Source organism: Halorubrum persicum, assembly GCF_002727125.1.
In the GTDB taxonomy this organism is placed as follows: domain Archaea; phylum Halobacteriota; class Halobacteria; order Halobacteriales; family Haloferacaceae; genus Halorubrum; species Halorubrum persicum.
Map to the genome: position 1 here is coordinate 1 of NZ_NHOA01000020.1, position 16,617 is coordinate 16,617.

At 70.3% G+C, this 16,617-nt stretch carries 14 protein-coding genes; 8 read left to right on the forward strand and 6 right to left on the reverse strand.

Going from position 1 to position 16,617, the window contains the following annotated elements:
- Positions 1–1,020: nicotinate-nucleotide--dimethylbenzimidazole phosphoribosyltransferase (locus tag DJ69_RS03040; protein WP_099254237.1), on the reverse strand; the 1,020-nt coding region annotated here is incomplete at its 3' end.
- A gap of 255 nt (positions 1,021–1,275) precedes the next feature.
- Between DJ69_RS03040 and DJ69_RS03045 the strand changes: the two genes are divergently transcribed.
- The 7 genes from DJ69_RS03045 to DJ69_RS03075 are packed head-to-tail and all read left to right on the forward strand — an operon-like array spanning position 1,276 to position 8,616.
- A complete protein-coding gene (locus tag DJ69_RS03045; protein WP_099254238.1) occupies positions 1,276–2,598 on the forward strand; it encodes an ABC transporter substrate-binding protein in 1,323 nt (440 codons plus the stop codon).
- Between the two features lie 15 nt (positions 2,599–2,613).
- Positions 2,614–3,507, forward strand: coding sequence for a branched-chain amino acid ABC transporter permease (locus DJ69_RS03050; RefSeq protein ID WP_099254239.1), 894 nt, complete (start codon positions 2,614–2,616; stop codon positions 3,505–3,507).
- Positions 3,504–4,685: a branched-chain amino acid ABC transporter permease gene (locus DJ69_RS03055; protein ID WP_099254240.1), complete on the forward strand. Its 1,182-nt coding sequence runs from the start codon at positions 3,504–3,506 to the stop codon at positions 4,683–4,685. The genes DJ69_RS03050 and DJ69_RS03055 overlap by 4 nt, the downstream gene beginning before the upstream one ends.
- Entirely contained in the window at positions 4,682–5,455 is a 774-nt protein-coding gene (locus DJ69_RS03060; RefSeq protein WP_099254241.1) for an ABC transporter ATP-binding protein, read from the forward strand. Before DJ69_RS03055 ends, DJ69_RS03060 begins: the two co-directional genes overlap by 4 nt.
- The gene (locus DJ69_RS03065) at positions 5,452–6,165 is read left to right on the forward strand and encodes an ABC transporter ATP-binding protein (protein ID WP_099254242.1); all 714 of its coding nucleotides are present in this window, start codon (positions 5,452–5,454) and stop codon (positions 6,163–6,165) included. The genes DJ69_RS03060 and DJ69_RS03065 overlap by 4 nt, the downstream gene beginning before the upstream one ends.
- Entirely contained in the window at positions 6,158–7,807 is a 1,650-nt protein-coding gene (locus DJ69_RS03070; protein ID WP_099254243.1) for a long-chain fatty acid--CoA ligase, read from the forward strand. Before DJ69_RS03065 ends, DJ69_RS03070 begins: the two co-directional genes overlap by 8 nt.
- Positions 7,804–8,616, forward strand: a complete 813-nt coding sequence (locus tag DJ69_RS03075; RefSeq protein WP_099254244.1) for an SDR family NAD(P)-dependent oxidoreductase — start codon at positions 7,804–7,806, stop codon at positions 8,614–8,616. Before DJ69_RS03070 ends, DJ69_RS03075 begins: the two co-directional genes overlap by 4 nt.
- A gap of 12 nt (positions 8,617–8,628) precedes the next feature.
- On the opposite strand, the gene DJ69_RS03080 is transcribed toward DJ69_RS03075, so the two are convergent.
- Complete coding sequence (locus DJ69_RS03080) at positions 8,629–9,696, reverse strand: phosphotransferase family protein (protein ID WP_099254245.1); 1,068 nt, start codon at positions 9,694–9,696, stop codon at positions 8,629–8,631.
- Between the two features lie 244 nt (positions 9,697–9,940).
- Here DJ69_RS03080 and DJ69_RS03085 point away from each other — a divergent pair, with 244 nt between their 5' ends.
- Complete coding sequence (locus DJ69_RS03085) at positions 9,941–11,161, forward strand: acyl-CoA dehydrogenase family protein (RefSeq protein WP_099254246.1); 1,221 nt, start codon at positions 9,941–9,943, stop codon at positions 11,159–11,161.
- An 18-nt stretch (positions 11,162–11,179) separates the two neighbouring features.
- Here the strand turns inward: DJ69_RS03085 and DJ69_RS03090 are convergent, their stop codons facing one another.
- The 4 genes from DJ69_RS03090 to DJ69_RS03105 form a co-directional block, all read right to left on the reverse strand.
- Positions 11,180–11,704, reverse strand: a complete 525-nt coding sequence (locus tag DJ69_RS03090; protein WP_099254247.1) for a winged helix-turn-helix domain-containing protein — start codon at positions 11,702–11,704, stop codon at positions 11,180–11,182.
- A 184-nt stretch (positions 11,705–11,888) separates the two neighbouring features.
- Entirely contained in the window at positions 11,889–12,119 is a 231-nt protein-coding gene (locus tag DJ69_RS03095) for a DUF7860 family protein (protein ID WP_099254248.1), read from the reverse strand.
- 85 nt (positions 12,120–12,204) lie between these two features.
- Complete coding sequence (locus tag DJ69_RS03100) at positions 12,205–14,172, reverse strand: type II secretion system F family protein (protein ID WP_099254249.1); 1,968 nt, start codon at positions 14,170–14,172, stop codon at positions 12,205–12,207.
- Positions 14,169–16,517, reverse strand: coding sequence for a type II/IV secretion system ATPase subunit (locus tag DJ69_RS03105; RefSeq protein ID WP_099254250.1), 2,349 nt, complete (start codon positions 16,515–16,517; stop codon positions 14,169–14,171). The genes DJ69_RS03100 and DJ69_RS03105 overlap by 4 nt, the downstream gene beginning before the upstream one ends.
- Positions 16,518–16,617: the final 100 nt, after the last annotated feature.

The following is a 16,617-nucleotide window of genomic DNA, read 5'->3' on the forward strand; positions in this document are numbered from 1 at the left end:
GGTGAGGTCGGCCACGCGGTCGCGCACGTCGCCGGCGGGGACGCCGGCGCGCTCGGAGAGCGCCAACGCCCCGCCCATCCCGACGCCCTCCTTCGCCTCGCCGCGGGCGTACGCCGCCATCGCCGGGTGGTCGCTCTCGCCGAACGCCGGGTCGGTCGCGGCGAGCGTCAACTCGAGGTCGTCCGCGAGCGCGCCCACGTCGGCGGAGGGGTCGTCGGCGACGAACGAGGTGGTCGCGAGCGGGAGCCGTCGCTCGACGCCCGCGTGGCGCGCGAGCGCGGCGACCGCCGCCAGTTGGGTCCCGCCCGCGAGCGTGACCGGCACCCCGCGCTCGACCGCGCCGACGACGAGGCCGGCGGCCGCGGCGAGCACGGGGTCACCCATCAGCCGGAGCGCGGCGAGCGGGTCGCCGGCCGCGTCGCCGGCGGCGAGGCCGCTCGCGTCCAACCCCTCCTCGACGACCGCGCGCTTGGTCGCGAGGGGGTTCGCCGGCAGCGACGAGGAGACCGCCGGTCGCTCGCCGAGCGCGGTGAGCACGCCGAGCGCGGTCGTCGTGCCGCCGGGGATCGTCTCGGCGACGAGGAGTTCGCTGTCGCCGTCGTCGCCGGACGCGGTCGCTTCCCCGCCCCGCGCTGCCCGCGGCGCCAGTGCGCGCGCCGACTCGAAGATCGTCGCCGCGTCCGGGACGGGGTCCGAGTCTCGCACGTCGCCGCCGGGCGCGGCGCCCGCGTCGAGGACCGGCGCCCCCGTCGCGGTCGGGACCGCGAGGCCGGCGTCGACCCCGACGAACCCGAACCCGACGAGCTCGCGCACGGCGCGGGTGACGACCGCCGGCGTCGGACAGCCCGAGGGGCTGACCGGGACGGCCGAGTCGGGTGCGGGCCGCCCGTCGGCGACGATCTCGAGGTCGGCGCTCGGGGTGTGAGTCCGCAGGTCGGGATCCGCGCCCGCGGCGCTGATCCCGTCGATGGCGGCGGTCCGGGTCGTTCCCGCGACGACCGCGAGCGTCACGTCGGTCACGCCGCACCCCCGGCTCGTCGCCCCGATCTGTCGGGGGCGGGGGCCGGTCGATCGCGTCCGTCGCCCGCCCGGTCGATGACAACCACTAGCGGTTGATTAGCACAAGCGGACTTTAATCGATCGGGACTCCGGCTGATCGGTCGACGACGCCCGGCATCGCGGCGATCGATCGCCGGTCGGCCGGTGGGGACGGGGTTATCCGTGTGATTGACCTGCACATTTATATGGGCGGACACCCACGGACAATCGTTAACAATGGTAGCTGGAAGCCCGGATAACGAAAACAAGCGAAACCGGAACAGAGATATCGATGCGGGTTCGGAAAGCCGTTCGCCGGTCGGGCGGCGTCGATTCCTGCAGGCCGCCGGCGCCGGCGCGACCGTCGCGCTGGCCGGCTGTTCGGGCGGGGGTGGCGACGACGTGGTTCGGCTGGGCGCGACGTACATCCTCTCCGGGTTCGCCTCGCTGTACGGCGAGGCCGCCGAGCGGGGGATCGAGATGGCCCAGGCGGAGATCAACGACAACGGCGGCATCGACGGGCGCGACGTGGAAGTGATCGTCCGAGACACCGAAGCGAGCGCCGACACGGCGATTCAGCAGATGCGGAGCCTCGTCGAGGAGGATAACGTCCACGGGCTGTTCGGGCTGGACTCCAGCGGGGTCGCCCAAGCCGTGGCGCCGCAGGCGGCACAGCTCGAGATGCCGTTCATGATCACGCACGCGGCGACCCCGTTCGTCACCTCGCCGGAGGGCGAACACGAGGACTCCGTCGGCAACGACTACGTGTTCCGCGACTCCAACAACCTCACGCAGGACATCTACGGGGCCGCGCGGACCGCCGCCGAACTCGACGCCACGGAGTGGGCGACGATCGGTCCCGACTACGCGTTCGGGTACGAGACGTGGGACTACTTCCAGGACTTCTGTGCGGGCCTCGGTGTCGATGCCGAGTTCACCGCCGAGCAGTTCCCGCCGCTGGAGACGGGCGATTACACGCCGTACATCAGTTCGATCCTCGACGCCGAACCGGACGCGGTGCTCACGCCGCTGTGGGGCGCCGACCTCACCACGTTCATCGGACAGGCCGAGGACGCCGGCTGGTTCGATCAGATCGATCACACGCTGTTCAGCGTCGGCATGGGTACCGACCTCGCGAGCGACGGGAACCCGCTCCCGGAGGGCGAGTACGCCTCGACGCGGTACGACCCGTTCGCCCCCGACACCGAGGCGAACAACGCGTTTCGCGACGCGTACTACGAGGAGTACGACGCGCTCCCGACGTACAACGCCGAGGGCGCGTACCGCGCCGTCTACCTGTACAAGGAGGCGATCGAGTCGAGCGGGAGCACCGAGACCAGCGCGCTCGTCGACGAGTTCACCGGAATGGAGCACTCCGGCCCGGTCGGCGACTACCGGTTCAGCGAGACGAATCAGGCGACGGTGTCGTCCATCTGGGGCACCGTCACGTACGACGACGAGTGGGAGAGCAACGTGCTCGACCCCGTGAACGTGTACGACGCCGGCCCGGACGTGCTGTCCGAGGCGCTCGGTGACTCCGATCTGCCGGCGGGTATCTAATCTGGCGTCGACTCCATGAGCCTACCATCTCTCGTTCCGCTGATCGGGGTTGCCGACGTTGTCATCGGGCTGAGCCTCGGGAGTCGGCTCTTCCTGATCGCCGTCGGGTTGAGTCTCATATTCGGGGTGCTCGGCGTTCTTAATTTCGCACACGGGGGGTTCTACATGCTCGGCGCGTACGTGACGCTCGCCGTCGTGACGGGCCTCATCGACAACTTCTGGATCGCCGCCGTCGCCGGGGCCCTCGCAGTGGGCGTCGTCGGCGCAACCATCGAGTTCGCGGCGATCCGACCGTTGTACGACCGGGTCGACGCCGATCTCGATCAGCTCATCGTCACGTTCGGATTCGTCCTCGTGATCCACGAGGCGGTTCGATTCATCTGGGGGTCGGGATCGTACTCGATCGATCCGCCCGACGTGTTCAACTTCTCCGTGTCGCTCGGCGGGAGCACCTTCAGCGCGTACCGGCTGGTGGTCATCGGTCTCGCGATCGCCGTGTTGGCGGGGCTCTGGCTGTTCATCACGCGGACGTACTTCGGCTCGCTGGTGCGAGGGACCTCCTCTGACCGCGAGATGGCGTCGATGCTCGGCGTCGACGTGCCGCGGCTGTACACCGGCGTCTTCTTCCTCGGGAGCGTGCTCGCCGGGCTCGGCGGCGCGCTGTCCGCGCCGCTGCAGTCGACCAGCCCGGCGCTCGGGGACCAGGTGATCATCGACGCGTTCATCGTCGTCGTCATCGGCGGGCTCGGCTCGATGAGCGGGGCGTTCGTCGGCGCGATGCTCATCGGCATGATGCAGAGTCTGGGGCCGCAGTTCATCAGCGCCGGCAGCATCGCGATCCCGTTCCTCGCGATGGTGATCGTGCTGCTGTTCCGTCCCGAAGGGCTCTTCGGAGGGATCGGCGAATGAGCGCGACGACGACTGCCGGCGGCCGGGTCCGCGAGTTCGTCTCGGCCGCCGCCGACGGCTGGACCCGCGAGCGGTTCGGGGTCCTCGGCGCGCTCGGCCTGATCCTGTTAGCGTTCGGGCCGTCCTTCCAGGTCTACCTGTTCACCGACTTCCTCGTCGTCGCGCTGTTCGCGCTCGGCTTCAACCTGCTGTACGGCTACACCGGACTGCTGTCGTTCGGTCACGGCCTGTTCTACGCGGGCGGCGCGTACGGCGTCGCCATCGTGCTGCGGGACCTCGGTCCGGTGTTCGCCGACATCGTCGGATCCGGGATCTCCCCGCTCCTCACGTTCGTGGTCGGCGGCGTCGTCGGCCTCGCGCTCGTCGTCGGCGTCGCGGTGCCGGTCGGGTGGCTCAGCGTGCGGCTCGAGGAGATCTACTTCGCGCTGATCACCCTCGCGTTCGGGATGTTGGGGTACTCCCTGATCATCCAGGATCCGGCGGGACTGACGAACGGCACAGACGGGATCATCGTGCTGCTCGGCAGCGTCGATATTGGCGGCTCGAGCTTCCGGATCGGTGCTCGCCGGACGTACTACGCGCTCTCCGTGGTCGTCGTACTGGCCGCGACGTACGGAGCGTGGCGCGTCGTCAACTCCCCGTTCGGGACCGTCTGTAAGGCGATCCGCGAGAGCCCGGACCGGGCGTCGGCGCTCGGGATCGACGTCAGGCACCACCGCTGGATGACGTTCATCCTCTCGGCGGCGATCGTGGGGATCGCCGGCGTCTTGCGCGCGGGGCTCGCGGGCGTCGCGTCCCCGGGACTGACGCACTGGTCGACGAGCGCGATCGCCGTCATCGCCACCGTTATCGGCGGCGCAACGTACTTCTCCGGCCCGATCGTGGGCGCGTTCGTCTTCCTCTACATCCGCTGGGCGATCAGCCGCTTCCCGACGCTCGAAGCGTACTGGGAGCTGTTCTTCGGCGCGCTGCTCATCGCCGTCGTGCTGTACTTCAAGCAGGGGACCGTCGGTGGGCTCCTGCTGCTCCGGGATCGGCTGCTCGGGGACGACGGCGACGGAGGCGAAACGGACGCCGGCGGAGACGGAGAAGCCCCCGACGGCGACGGGGACTCCGGCGGCGCGGGAGCGACTGTACCGGACGACGAAACACGGACCGACCGCGGTGATGACTCGTGACGACCGTTCTCAAGACCGAAGACCTCCGCAAGCAGTTCGGCGAACTGACCGCTGTCGACGGCGTGTCGATCGAGATCGATGACAGCGAAATCACCAGCATCATCGGGCCGAACGGGGCCGGAAAGACCACGTTCTACAACTTGTTGACGGGCGTGCTCCAACCGACCTCCGGCTCGATCTGGCTCCGAGACGACGGCGAGGGCGGCCTCGCCGACATCACCGACGCGGAGCCGCACGAGGTCGCGCAGGCCGGCCTCTCGCGCTCCTACCAGATCACGAACGTCTTCGAGGGGCTCACCGTCCGCGAGAACGTCCGGGTCGCCCGGATCAGCCACGAGAAGACGCGCCTCGACTTCCGGTCGCGAGCGAGCGGCGACGCGGCGCTCGAAGCCGACATCGAGGAGCTGTTGGAGCTGACCGGGCTCACCGACATCGCGGACACGTCGTGCGACACGCTGAGCCACGGCGAGAAGCGAACCGTCGAGATCGCCTTAGCGCTCGCCATCGAGCCGGACGTGTTCTTGATGGACGAGCCGACCGCGGGGATGAACCCGACGGAGGTGACCGAGATCGTCTCGCTGATCCGCGAGCTCGACGCCGACCTAGATGCGACGTTCGTCGTGACCGAACACAACATGGACGTCGTCACCGACATCTCAGACCGGATCGTCGTGCTCGCCGAGGGAGCGATCCTCGCCGACGGGACGCCGGAGGACGTGTTGAACGACGAACGCGTGACGGAGGCGTACTTGGGGAGTGATAGCGTATGACGATACTCGACGTTGACGAGATTAACACGTACTACGGGAACAGCCACGTCCTCCACGGGATCTCACTGGAGATAGACGAGGGCGAAGTGGTGACGCTGCTCGGGAGAAACGGCGCCGGAAAGACGACGACGATGCGCTCCATCGTCGGGGCGTCGCCGCCGCGGACCGGCTCGATCACCTACCGCGGCGAGGAGATCGCCGGCCTCTCCTCGGACGAGATCAACGAGCGGGGGATCTCGCTCGTCCCGGAGGACCGGCGGGTGTTCCCCACGCTGACCGTGCACGAGAATCTCCGGCTCGCGCACAACCTCGCGAGCGACCCGCGACCGGTCGCGGAGATGTACGAGCTGTTCCCGGCGCTCGAACCGCTGCGGAAGAACGACGGGCAGAACCTCAGCGGCGGCGAGCAGCAGATGGTGTCGGTCGCCCGCGCACTGGTGCAGGCGCCCGACGTGCTGCTCCTCGACGAGCCCACCGAGGGCCTCGCGCCCGTGATCGTCGACGACCTCCGAGAGATCGTTCAGACGGTCGTCGACGAGAACGTGACAGTCCTGTTGACCGAACAGAACGTTGACTTCGCGTTCGATCTAGCCGAACGAGGGTATATCATGGACACCGGACAGATCGTGTTCGACGGCACCGTCGAGGAGATCCGCGACCGCGAGGACCTCCTCGAAACGTACCTCTCCGTGGGGACCGCGGATGCCTGAGGAGCTCACGCTCCGCCCCTTCTTCTGGCGGGCGACCAGGCTGTTCCCGGAGACGGAGGTCGTCTCGCGCACCCACGACGGGGTCGACAGGTACACGTACGCCGACTTCGGCGACCGGGTCCGGCGGCTCGCCGGCGCGCTCGCGGAGCTGGGCGTCGAGCCCGGGGACCGGGTCGGAACGCTCGGGTGGAACACCCACCGACACTTCGAGGCGTACTACGCGGTCCCGCTGTCCGGCGCACAGCTCCACACCGTGAACCTCCTGTTACAGGACGACCACGTCGAGTACATTATCAACGACGCCGCGGACGACGTGCTCATCGTCGACCGCGACGCCGTCTCGACGCTCGACGAGCTGTGGGACCGGATCGACGGGGTCCGCGAGGTCGTCGTCATGGGCGAGTCGGTGCCGGAGACGGAGTCCGATCTCCCGCTCTCGGCGGTCGAGGAGCTGATCGCCGACGCCGACCCGATGGAGTCGTGGCCGCCGCTCTCGGAGGATGACCCGGCCGGGATGTGTTACACCTCCGGCACCACGGGGAAGCCGAAGGGCGTCGAGTACACGCACAAGATGATCTACGCCCACGCGATGATGGTGATGACGCCCGCCGCGCTCGACATCGCCGAGGACGACGTGGTGATGCCCGTCGTGCCCATGTTCCACGTGAACTCGTGGGAGTTCCCCTACGCCGTGACGATGGCGGGGGCGAAACAGGTGTATCCGGGGCCCTCTCCGGACCCGGCCGACCTCGTCGAGCTGATCGAGTCCGAGGGCGTGACGCTCACGGCGGGCGTCCCCACGGTGTGGATCGACGTGCTCGACCACCTCGACGAACACGGCGGCGACCTCTCCTCGCTCAAGCGGATCGTCGTCGGCGGGAGCGCGGCGCCCCGCGAGGTGATGCGCCGGTACGAGGACGAACACGACGTGACGATCGAACACGCGTGGGGGATGACCGAGACGATGAGCATCGGGTCGGTCTCGCGGCCGACCTCGGAGATGGCCGACGCCGATCGGGAGTCGAAGCTCGACAAGCGGGCGAAGCAGGGGCTGCTCTCACCCGGGCTGGAGATGCGGGTCGTCGACGACGACGGCGAGCCGGTCGCCTGGGACGGCGAGGCGTTCGGCGAGCTGCTCGTCCGGGGCCCGTCGGTCGTCGAGGAGTACTACGACCGCCCCGAAGCCGACGCGACGGACTTCCTCGCGGCCGACGACGGCGGGGCCCGATGGCTCCGCACCGGCGACATCGCCACCGTCGACGAGGACGGTTTCATCGAGGTCGTCGATCGCGTCAAGGACGTGATCAAGTCGGGCGGCGAGTGGATCTCCAGCATCGAGCTGGAGAACGCCCTGATGGCTCACGGAGACGTCGCCGAGGCGGTGGTGATCGCGGCCGCCCACGAGCGCTGGCAGGAGCGCCCGCTGGCGTTCGTCGTGCCGAAGGCGGACCGCGAACTCGACGTCGAGGGCGTCCGGGCGTTCCTCGCGGACGAGTTCCCCCGGTGGTGGCTCCCGGACGACGTGCGGTTCCGCGAGGAGATCCCGAAGACCGCGACGGGGAAGTTCGACAAGAAGACGCTCCGAGAGACCGTCGACGATCCGCCCCTGCCGTACGCGCCGGGCGAGGGGGGAAGCGAATGACCGACGACGCCTCCCGGACGCCGGACGACGCCTCCCTGAGGCCGGACGACGCCCTTCCGGACCTCTCGGGGCGTGTCGCCGTCGTCACCGGCGGGGGACGGGGGATCGGGCGAGCGATAACCCTCGGGATGGCCGCCGCGGGGGCGACGGTCGTCCCCTCGGCGCGGACCGCGGCGGAAGTCGAGGCGGTCGCGGGCGAGGCCCGCGAGCTCGGCGTCGAGGCGCGGGGAATCACCGCCGACGTGACAGACGACGACGACGTGGCCGCGCTGGTCGACGAGACCGTCGAGGCGTTCGGCTCGCTGGACGTCGTGGTCAACAACGCCGGATTCAATCCCGGCGACGCGCTCGGCGACCCGGCGGATGTCGAGAGCGACGCCGTCGAGTCGGTCTTGGACGTGAACCTGCGAGGGGCGTTTCGAACCCTTCGGGCAGCCGGCCCACACCTGAAAGCGTCCGGCGGGAGCGTCGTCAACGTCGCCAGCGTGGCGGGGGTCGTCGGTCTGCCGAAGCAGCATCCGTACGTCGCCTCGAAACACGGGCTCGTCGGGGTCACGAAGAGCGCGGCGATGGACTGGGCGCCGGACGTGCGGGTGAACGCCGTCGCCCCGGGCTACGTCGCGACCGACCTCACGGAGACGCTACAGGAGAGCGAGCGCCTCCGGCAGTCGATTCTCGACCGGACCCCGCTCGACCGCTTCGCCGACCCGATAGAGATCGCGGGCCCGGTCGCCTTCCTCGCGAGCGACGCGGCGAGCTTCGTTACCGGCGAGACGCTCGCCGCCGACGGCGGCTGGACGGCGCGGTGAGCCCGGAGCCGGTCACAACCGGTCGGTCTCACCCTCGACGTACGCCAGCGTGCGCGCCGCGAGCGTGGGAACCTGCGTCTCCATCTTGGGGTACAGCGGGTCGTCGCTGTCGTCGTTCAGGTGCCGCGCGAGGAACATCTCGCCCAGCGCGGCCATCTTGTACGCCGCGAGCGCTCGGTAGAACCGCTCGTGGGCGAACTCGCGGCCCGTCGTGCTCTCGTAGCGCTCGATCAGCTCGGCGCGGGTCGGATACCCCTCGCGCGCGGTGAACGTCGACATCAGCTCGGGCATCGCCGGGACCGGATCGCCCTCGTCGTACCAGAACAGGAGCAGCCAGCCGAGGTCGGCGAGCGGGTCACCGAGCGTCGACAGCTCCCAGTCGAAGACGGCGACGACCGCCGGCGGCGTTCCGGGGCCGTACATCACGTTGTCGAGCTTGAAGTCGCCGTGGACGAGCGTCTCGGGGTGGTCGTCGGGGACGTTGTCGGCGAGCCACTCGCCGACGGCGACCAGGTCGGGGACCGCCCTGACCGCCTCGGTCGTCTCGAACGCCCACTCGAGCTGCCCGGTCCAGCGTTCGACCTGTCGCGCCGTGTACCCCGTGGGACGGCCGAAGTCGTCGAGTCCGACAGCCTCGTAGTCGACCCCGTGAATCGCCGCCAGCGTGTCGACGAGTCGGGTGCCGACCCGTTCGCGGGCGGTCGGATTGGCGAAGCGGTCCGGCTCGGCCTCCCGGAGCACGTCCCCCTCCGTTCGCTCCATGAGGTAGAAGTCGCTGCCGAGGATCGCGTGGTCGTCGCAGGCGCGCAGGGTCTCGGGAACGGGAACGGTCGTGTCGCCGAGCGCGTCGACGACGCGGTGCTCTCGGAGCACGTCGTGGGCCGTGTCGGCCGTCTCGCCTGGGGGCGGTCGGCGAACCACCAGCTCGCGGTCGCCCCACGTGACGAACAGCGTCTCGTTGGAGTGGCCCTCGGCGTGTCGCTCGACCGCGAACGTGTCCGCCGGTCCGAGCTCGGCGGTCAGGTACGCCCCGAGCGCGTCGTCGTCGACCAACCGGTCGAGGTAGTCGGGGTCGCTCACGGCCGATCTGCTCCTGGACGGCCCCCCCTCGATCGGGCCGCCTCCGCCCACTCTGTTTCCGATCGGCTCGCCGCCGACGCGCCGCTTCCCGGCCAGTTCCGTACCGAACGGAGTTCGCCGATTATGGGTGATATGACTAACATTGTAAATCTGTTTGTGATATCGAAGTGGTTAGACTCGGTATTTATAGCTTTTTTGGGCATCTCGCCGGAACTACTATTTACATTGATAAACTACCAACGCTATGGAATACGACGATATCGGTCGCGGGCCGGAGATCGCCGACGCCGTCAGGCAGTTCGTCGACGAGACGGTGCTGCCGGTCGAACGCGAGTGGCTCGGTCGCGGGCCGATCCCGGAGGCGGAGATCGAGGCGCTACGCGACGCAGCGCGCGACAGGGGGATCTACGCGCCGCAGGTCGACGAGGAGTACGGCGGGCTCGGACTCGGCTTCCGCGAGATGCTGCCGGTGTTCGAGGAAGCGGGCCGCAGCCTGCTCGGGCCGACGGCGCTCCGGTGTGCGGCGCCCGACGAGGGGAACATGCACACCCTCGAAATCGCGGCCACCGACGCGCAGAAGGAGCGCTGGCTCCGCCCGCTGGCGGCCGGGGAGATCGATTCGGGCTTCGCGATGACCGAGCCCATGCAGGGCGGAGGCTCCGATCCGAAGATGCTGTCGACGACCGCCGAGAAGGAGGGTGACGAGTGGGTCATCAACGGCCACAAGTGGTGGACGACCGGCGGAGTCGACGCGGAGGTGCTGTTAACCTTCGCCCGCACGGACCAGGAGGCCCACCCGTACGCCGGCTGTTCGGTCATCCTCGTGCCCGCCGACGCCGACGGCGTCGAGGTCGTTCGGAACATCCCGCACCTCGGCGAGGGGTTGGTCGGGACGACGCACGCCGAGATCCGGTTCGACGACGTGCGCGTGCCGGTCGAGAACACGCTCGGCGAGGAGAACGAGGGGTTCACGCTCGTCCAGCAGCGGCTCGGGCCGGCCCGGCTCACGCACTGCATGCGGTACGCCGGAATGGCCGACCGCGCGCTCGACATCGCGACCGCCTACCTCTCCGAGCGGGAGGGGTTCGGCGAGCCGCTCTCGGAGAAGCAGGGGCCGCGGTTCCGGATCGCCGACCGCCGCACCGAACTCCACGCCGCCCGCACGATGGTGCGACACGCCGCCGGACGGATCGCCGACGGTCACGAGGGGCGCATCGAGGTAGCGATGGCGAAGACGTTCGCGGCGAACGTGACCCAAGAAGCGATCGACGACGCGCTCCAGTTCTGCGGCGGCAACGGCATCGCGTACGACCTGCCGATCGCGCGCTTCCACGAGAACGTCCGGCAGTTCCGCCTCGTCGACGGCGCCGACGAGGTCCACCGCCGGTCGATCGCCCGAGACGCCTTCGAGGACCCGCCCACCGAGGAGCTCGAAACCGTCACGCGGTTCGGCGAGTTCGACTGAGCCGGGAGCCCGCGCCGGTCACTCCTCGTCCTCCTGAAACACCTCGAACAGCTCGGGGTCGGTCCCGAACTTGAGGACGTTCGTCACGACGGAGTTGCGGAGGTTGTTGACGAGCTCGCCGTACTCCTTGTAGAACTCGTGTATCCACTTCGACTCCTGCTCGCGGTCCTCGAACATCATGATCGTCTTCCACTGGTAGTCGCCGTCGGAGAGGAAGTACATGAACGTGTGCCGGCTCGACCGGATATGCTCGAGGGCGTCCTCCCAGTGCTCGTCGAACCCCTTCGGATTGAACTGGAACTCGAAGAGCGAAAAGAAGAGATGCTCCTCGTTGGGGACCAACGCCTCTCGGAACACGCCGTCGGCGCGCATCCGCCGGATCGACTCGTTGACCGTGACGTGAGAGACGTCGATGTCGTGTTCCTCGGCGAGGAGGTCGCGGAGCCCCCGCGAGGTGAGCTGGGGGTCCCGAGCGAGCTCCTGAAGGATGATCGTGTCCCGCTCGGAGAGGTTCCAGTCGGGACGCGGCTGTTTCTCGGGCATGCTTTCCGTGGAAGTGAACGCGTCACGGTAATCAGTATTTGGCTCGACGGTCGCCGCCTCGGTCCGCGGTCCGAGTCGGTCGGTCCCGTCCGTCTCGCGCTCGATGCGCGACGGAGAGCCCGACCCGCCGCTGTGCGGTGAGCGGGAACGACTCGGTGAGCGGGAACGACTCGGAGGGTGAGAGCTACTCGGTGAGCGGGAGGAAGATCCCGAAGATGAACGGGGTGGCGAGCGCGATCGCGGTGCCGAGGAACTCCAGATCGAGGAGGAGCTGCTCCTCCCACCCCGGTACCTGCGCGCCCGTCATGTGGATGTACGCCTCGCCGACGGCCCCGATCAGGAACAGTCCGAGCCCGATCGCGACGCCGCGTTTGGTGATCGTCGGGTAGTCCAGGTTGCCGTACCGTCCAGCCATGGCCGTGGCTTGCCGAGAGAATCGCATAAGTGTTGCTCTCTGGTGAGTGTCGCGCCTGCGTCGACCCGGTGGCGCGACCCGGCGCTCACACCAACCCGCCCGCGGTGAACGCCGCGTAGCAGATCGCCACGAGCAGCCCGGAGTGGAACAGCGCCGCGTACCGCCCGCGAGAGGCGGTGCCGGCGAACCACCCCGACGCGAGCATCGTCGCCTGCGTGACGACGTACAGCCGGAAGCGTTCGAGGTCGGGGAGCACCGTCTCCGGCTCGGTCACGAGGTCGGTGGCGCCGGCGAGGTCGGCGAGCCGCGCGGCGTCGATCACCTGCGTGTTGACGACGGCGACGACCGCCGCGACAAGCGCGGCCGCCGCCCACCCGACCGCGACGTAGGGGTGCATCGAGGAGCGGAGCGCGCGCTGTTCGCTGTAGAGCCGCCCGACCTCGATCCGGAGCGTCTCGAAGACGGCGTCGGCGTCGCTCCCGGCGTTCAGGGCGTCGGTGACGACCCCGAGCGTCCCCTCGGCGAGCGGCGTTCCGACGCGGTCGACGAACCGGTCGATCGCGGCCTCCCGGACGTCGGATGACTGGTCCGACGCGTCGGCCCCCGCTGTGCCGCCCGTCGCCGTCGTCGACCGGAGCGCGAACGCGAGGTCGGCCACGTCGTCGTCGAGCACGCCGAGGTCCGCGTCGCGCGCGACCGCCTCGACGGCCGCCGGGAAGGGCCGCCCCTGCGCGACGTGACCCGAGACGGCGTGGACGAAGTCCGTCAGCTCGCGGTCCTTCGCGTCGTCGATCCGGGTGCGTCGCCCCGCGACGACGCCGACGGGGACCGCGAACGCCGCGTACGAGAGCAGTCCCACGTTGACGAGGGTGTACCCCGAGAACGCGAGCGCGAGCGCGATCAGGACCGCGGGCGGCGCGCAGACGACCGCGGCGCTCGCGGGATTTCGCCCGACCGAGGCGAGGATGCCGCGGGGAGTCGCCGGGAGGTCGTAGCTCGCGCGCTGGTTCGGCGGGCGCAGCGTCCCGACCGCGACCGCGCCGACGAGGCCGATGGCGACGAGGAAGGCGACGGCGCCGTAGAGGACGACCGCCCGCGTCGGCACCACGCCGACCGGGGTGTCGACCGGCGGAAGCAGCTCCGGAACGACGACGGTGAGCGCGGTCGCCGCGATGACGAGCAGCGCCGGCAACACCAGCACGACGACGAACAGCTCCGTGAGCAGTTCGAGGAATCGCCGGGCGCGCTTCCGCGCGCGATCCTGCCGGTGCGCGAGCATCCGGCGCTCGGTCCGGAGGTACTCCGCGAGCGCCGCGTCGCCGGTCGCCGCGTGCTTGCGGAACTTCAGGAGGAACGGCGCGAGCAGCTCCCGCGAGGGCGTGTCGCGGGCGACCCGACGGAGTCCCTCGTCGAGGCTCCCGGCGAGGCGCGCGGCGTTGAGCGCCTTCCGGAGCGAGGCCGCGGTCCCGCCGTACGCGTCGTTCGCGGCCGCCTTCTCGACCATCTCTCGGGGACCGTCGCTCCCGGCGGAGAGCAGTTCGAGGTAGCGGACGGCGGGCGGGAGCGTCCGCTCGATGTCGGTCCGGCGCGCCGCCGTGAGCCAGCGGAGGTGGAGCCCGCCGAGCCGCACCGTCGCGCGCTTGGCGAGGAGCCCGGCGAGGCCCGCGGCGACGACGGCGACGCGGTCGGCCGACAGCGACCCGACCGGGACCGGCGCACGCGCGCCGATCCGGGCGTCGACCGCCGCGAGCAGGCCGGGGGCGGTCGACGCGGCGACGAGCAGCGCCGGGACGATGACGGCGACGCAGGCGACCCACGAGAGCCCGTACACCCTGGACAGGTACGTCTCGAACCCCGTGTCGAGCGCGGTGCCGCGGTACCGCTTCCGGTCGGCGTCGTGCCGGCGGTCGCTCGCGTGGCGCGCGAAGAGGGCGTACAGCACGCGGTCGATCACCGAGGAGCCGCCGGCGCGGGTGAACCCGTCGGCCTCGGCGGCGTCGAGGGCGCGGCGACCTCCCGAAGCGTCGGTCCCCGTCGGAGGCTCGCCGCTCACGGCCTCCCCTCCCCGCCCGTCGTGCGGGCGGCGCGCTCGACGGTCGCCGCCTCGTCGGTCCGGAGGTCCGCGAGGAACTCGAACAGCGCGTCGACGTCGTCGACCCCGTCGCGGACGAGGTACTCGACGTACCGTCGCTTGGACGCGAACTCCGCCTCGACGGCGCCGACGTCGCGGTCGGTGTGGTCGGCGATGCGGGCGAGCGCGTGGAGGCGGCGCCCGTCGCCGGGCGCGGTGGGGGTCTCAGCGGCGTCGGAGTGAGACCCGTCACCGTCCGCGGACGGCGACCCACCCGGCGCGCCCGGGAACCGGAAGTCACCGTCGGCGTCGCGCCACGCGATCGTGTTGTAGTACACCGCCTCCGACCCCTTGTCGACGACGCCGGCACCGCCGTGTTTGGGGTTCCCCGTCGGGCTGTGCGCCGCCGCCGGATCGAGCGCCTCGTACTCAGCCTCGGAGAGGAGCTCGACCGCCCGAGAGACGTAGCGCTCGCCGTCGGCCTGCCGCGGGAAGACGACCAGGTCGACCTCGCGGAGGAGATACGCCGGGAGCCCGTGCTCGATCACGCGGTTGACGAGGGCCTCCACGTCCTCGGCGTGCGTGGTTCCGATCACGCCGTGGCCGGTGTTGAGCGTCTCGGCGAACGTCTCGAAGCTCGCGGGCGTGTTGATCTCGGCGATCACCTCCACGTCGGGGTTCAGGTAGTTCGCTTCGGCCATCAGCTCCGACATGCTCACGGCCTTGTACGCGTCCTCGTGGTCGCGGGTCGTGAGCGACACCCCGGTCTCGTGCGGGAGCCTGACCTCGCGGGACCCCTCGTCGATCGACACCGGCCGGTCGTCGAACGGGATGAAGGGCGTGTGCGCGTTGAGCAGGGTCGTCTTCCCCACCCCGGTTGGCCCAGCGAAGAGGACGACGCCGCGGTGCTCGTACAGGAGCCACAACAGGGTGACCAGATCGGGGGAGAGCGTCCCGCGCTCGACCAGATCGACGGGGGTCAGGGCGTCCGCGCTCTGCTTCCGGATCGAGACGTGCGGGCCGCCCTCCGAGATGACGGGGAGCGCCACCGCACACCGGATCGTCTCGTCGACCCCGTCGACGTCGAGGTTCACCTTCGCCGACGGCGTGGAGGCGTTGAGCTCGGTGCCGTCGCGGGCGGCCAGGCCGGTGACGACGTTGACGAAGGCGGTCTCGTCGTCGAACGCGAGGTTGGTCGGGACGCGCCGCCCCGCGCCGCCAGCGTCGCCGAGGGCGTCGTCCGCGGACCCCCGCAGGATCGAGGTCCGGGGGACGACCTTCACGCGCTCGCCGACGCGGTTCGCCTCCACGTCCTCCAGGTTCGGGTCTCGGATCGGGACCGTCAGGATGCCCTCGCCGACGAAGTCGCGGAGCACGTAGTACGCGAGGTCGTCGAGCCGGTCGCGGGCGTACCGCGAGTCGACCGGCGGGACCGCGAGCCCGCGGTCGGCCAGCGCGGACCGGACGCGATGGGTCGCCGCGCCGAGCCACGCGCGGGTGTTGCGCGCGGTGAGCCGCCGCGAGAGGAACCGGCGGGCGTGCTCGGCGACGAACGCCTCGCGGTCGTCGACGACGCCGTTGACGGTCGTCTCCCAGATCCGCTCTTTACACTCCTCGATCAGCGCCTCGTCGCCGGGCAGGAGGTCGGGTTCGCGGACGGCGTACTTCGTCTCGAACGCGTCCGAGCCGAGCAGCCGCTCGCGGGCGACGACCACCTCGACGGAGAGCCCAGCGAAGTCGACCGCGTACCGGGCGAGCCGCTCGGCGGCGACGCGCTCGACGTACTCCGCGTCGGCGTCGATCCCCGTCTCCAGCGGCGCGAACGTTTCGGTGTGGACGACCAGCTCGCGCTCGTCGCCCACGTCGGCCACCTCGATCCGGTCGTCGAGGGCGAGCGGCGTCACGTCGCCGAGCAGTCGGAGGTCGCGCAGCGCGTGGTAGTCGATCCGGCGGCGCGCCGCCGCGCTCGCGTCGACCAGCCGGTCGAGGGCGCGCTCGTACTTCGGCTCGAACCCCGACTCGGCCCGCTCGTTCACGCCGACCCGCGTGAGCGGGCGGCGGTGGCGCACCCCAGAGAAGTGGTCGCGGACGCGGTCGAGCGCGCGCTCGTCGGCCGCGGACAGCGGCGGCTCCCGAACGTCGTAGCCGAACCGACCGCCGTCCCGCTCGCGAACGGTCGCGACGACCCCGGGCTCCGATTCGTACTGCGCGCGAACCGCGGGCGCGTACCACGCCTCGGGGTCGTCCGGCGGCACCGGTGCCGGGACCGCACCGCTCGGATCGTCGTCCGCGTCGTCGACGATCCGGAGGGTCGGCCCGTCGCTCACGGCTCGGCACCCCGCGTCGCTCGGTTCGTCGCAGCGCGGGCGCCCAGTCTCCGGATCATGGTTCGATCGGCGGGTGGCCGGCGGACCGATTTAAGCGTTA

Excerpts from the sequence above, each read along its gene's own strand:
- DJ69_RS03050 (WP_099254239.1), top strand. The coding sequence starts at position 2,614 with ATGAGCCTACCATCTCTCGTTCCGCTGATCGGGGTTGCCGACGTTGTC.
- DJ69_RS03045 (WP_099254238.1), top strand. The coding sequence starts at position 1,276 with ATGGTAGCTGGAAGCCCGGATAACGAAAACAAGCGAAACCGGAACAGA.
- DJ69_RS03095 (WP_099254248.1), bottom strand. The coding sequence starts at position 12,119 with ATGGCTGGACGGTACGGCAACCTGGACTACCCGACGATCACCAAACGC.
- DJ69_RS03055 (WP_099254240.1), top strand. The coding sequence starts at position 3,504 with ATGAGCGCGACGACGACTGCCGGCGGCCGGGTCCGCGAGTTCGTCTCG.
- DJ69_RS03065 (WP_099254242.1), top strand. The coding sequence starts at position 5,452 with ATGACGATACTCGACGTTGACGAGATTAACACGTACTACGGGAACAGC.
- DJ69_RS03085 (WP_099254246.1), top strand. The coding sequence starts at position 9,941 with ATGGAATACGACGATATCGGTCGCGGGCCGGAGATCGCCGACGCCGTC.
- DJ69_RS03070 (WP_099254243.1), top strand. The coding sequence starts at position 6,158 with ATGCCTGAGGAGCTCACGCTCCGCCCCTTCTTCTGGCGGGCGACCAGG.
- DJ69_RS03090 (WP_099254247.1), bottom strand. The coding sequence starts at position 11,704 with ATGCCCGAGAAACAGCCGCGTCCCGACTGGAACCTCTCCGAGCGGGAC.
- DJ69_RS03075 (WP_099254244.1), top strand. The coding sequence starts at position 7,804 with ATGACCGACGACGCCTCCCGGACGCCGGACGACGCCTCCCTGAGGCCG.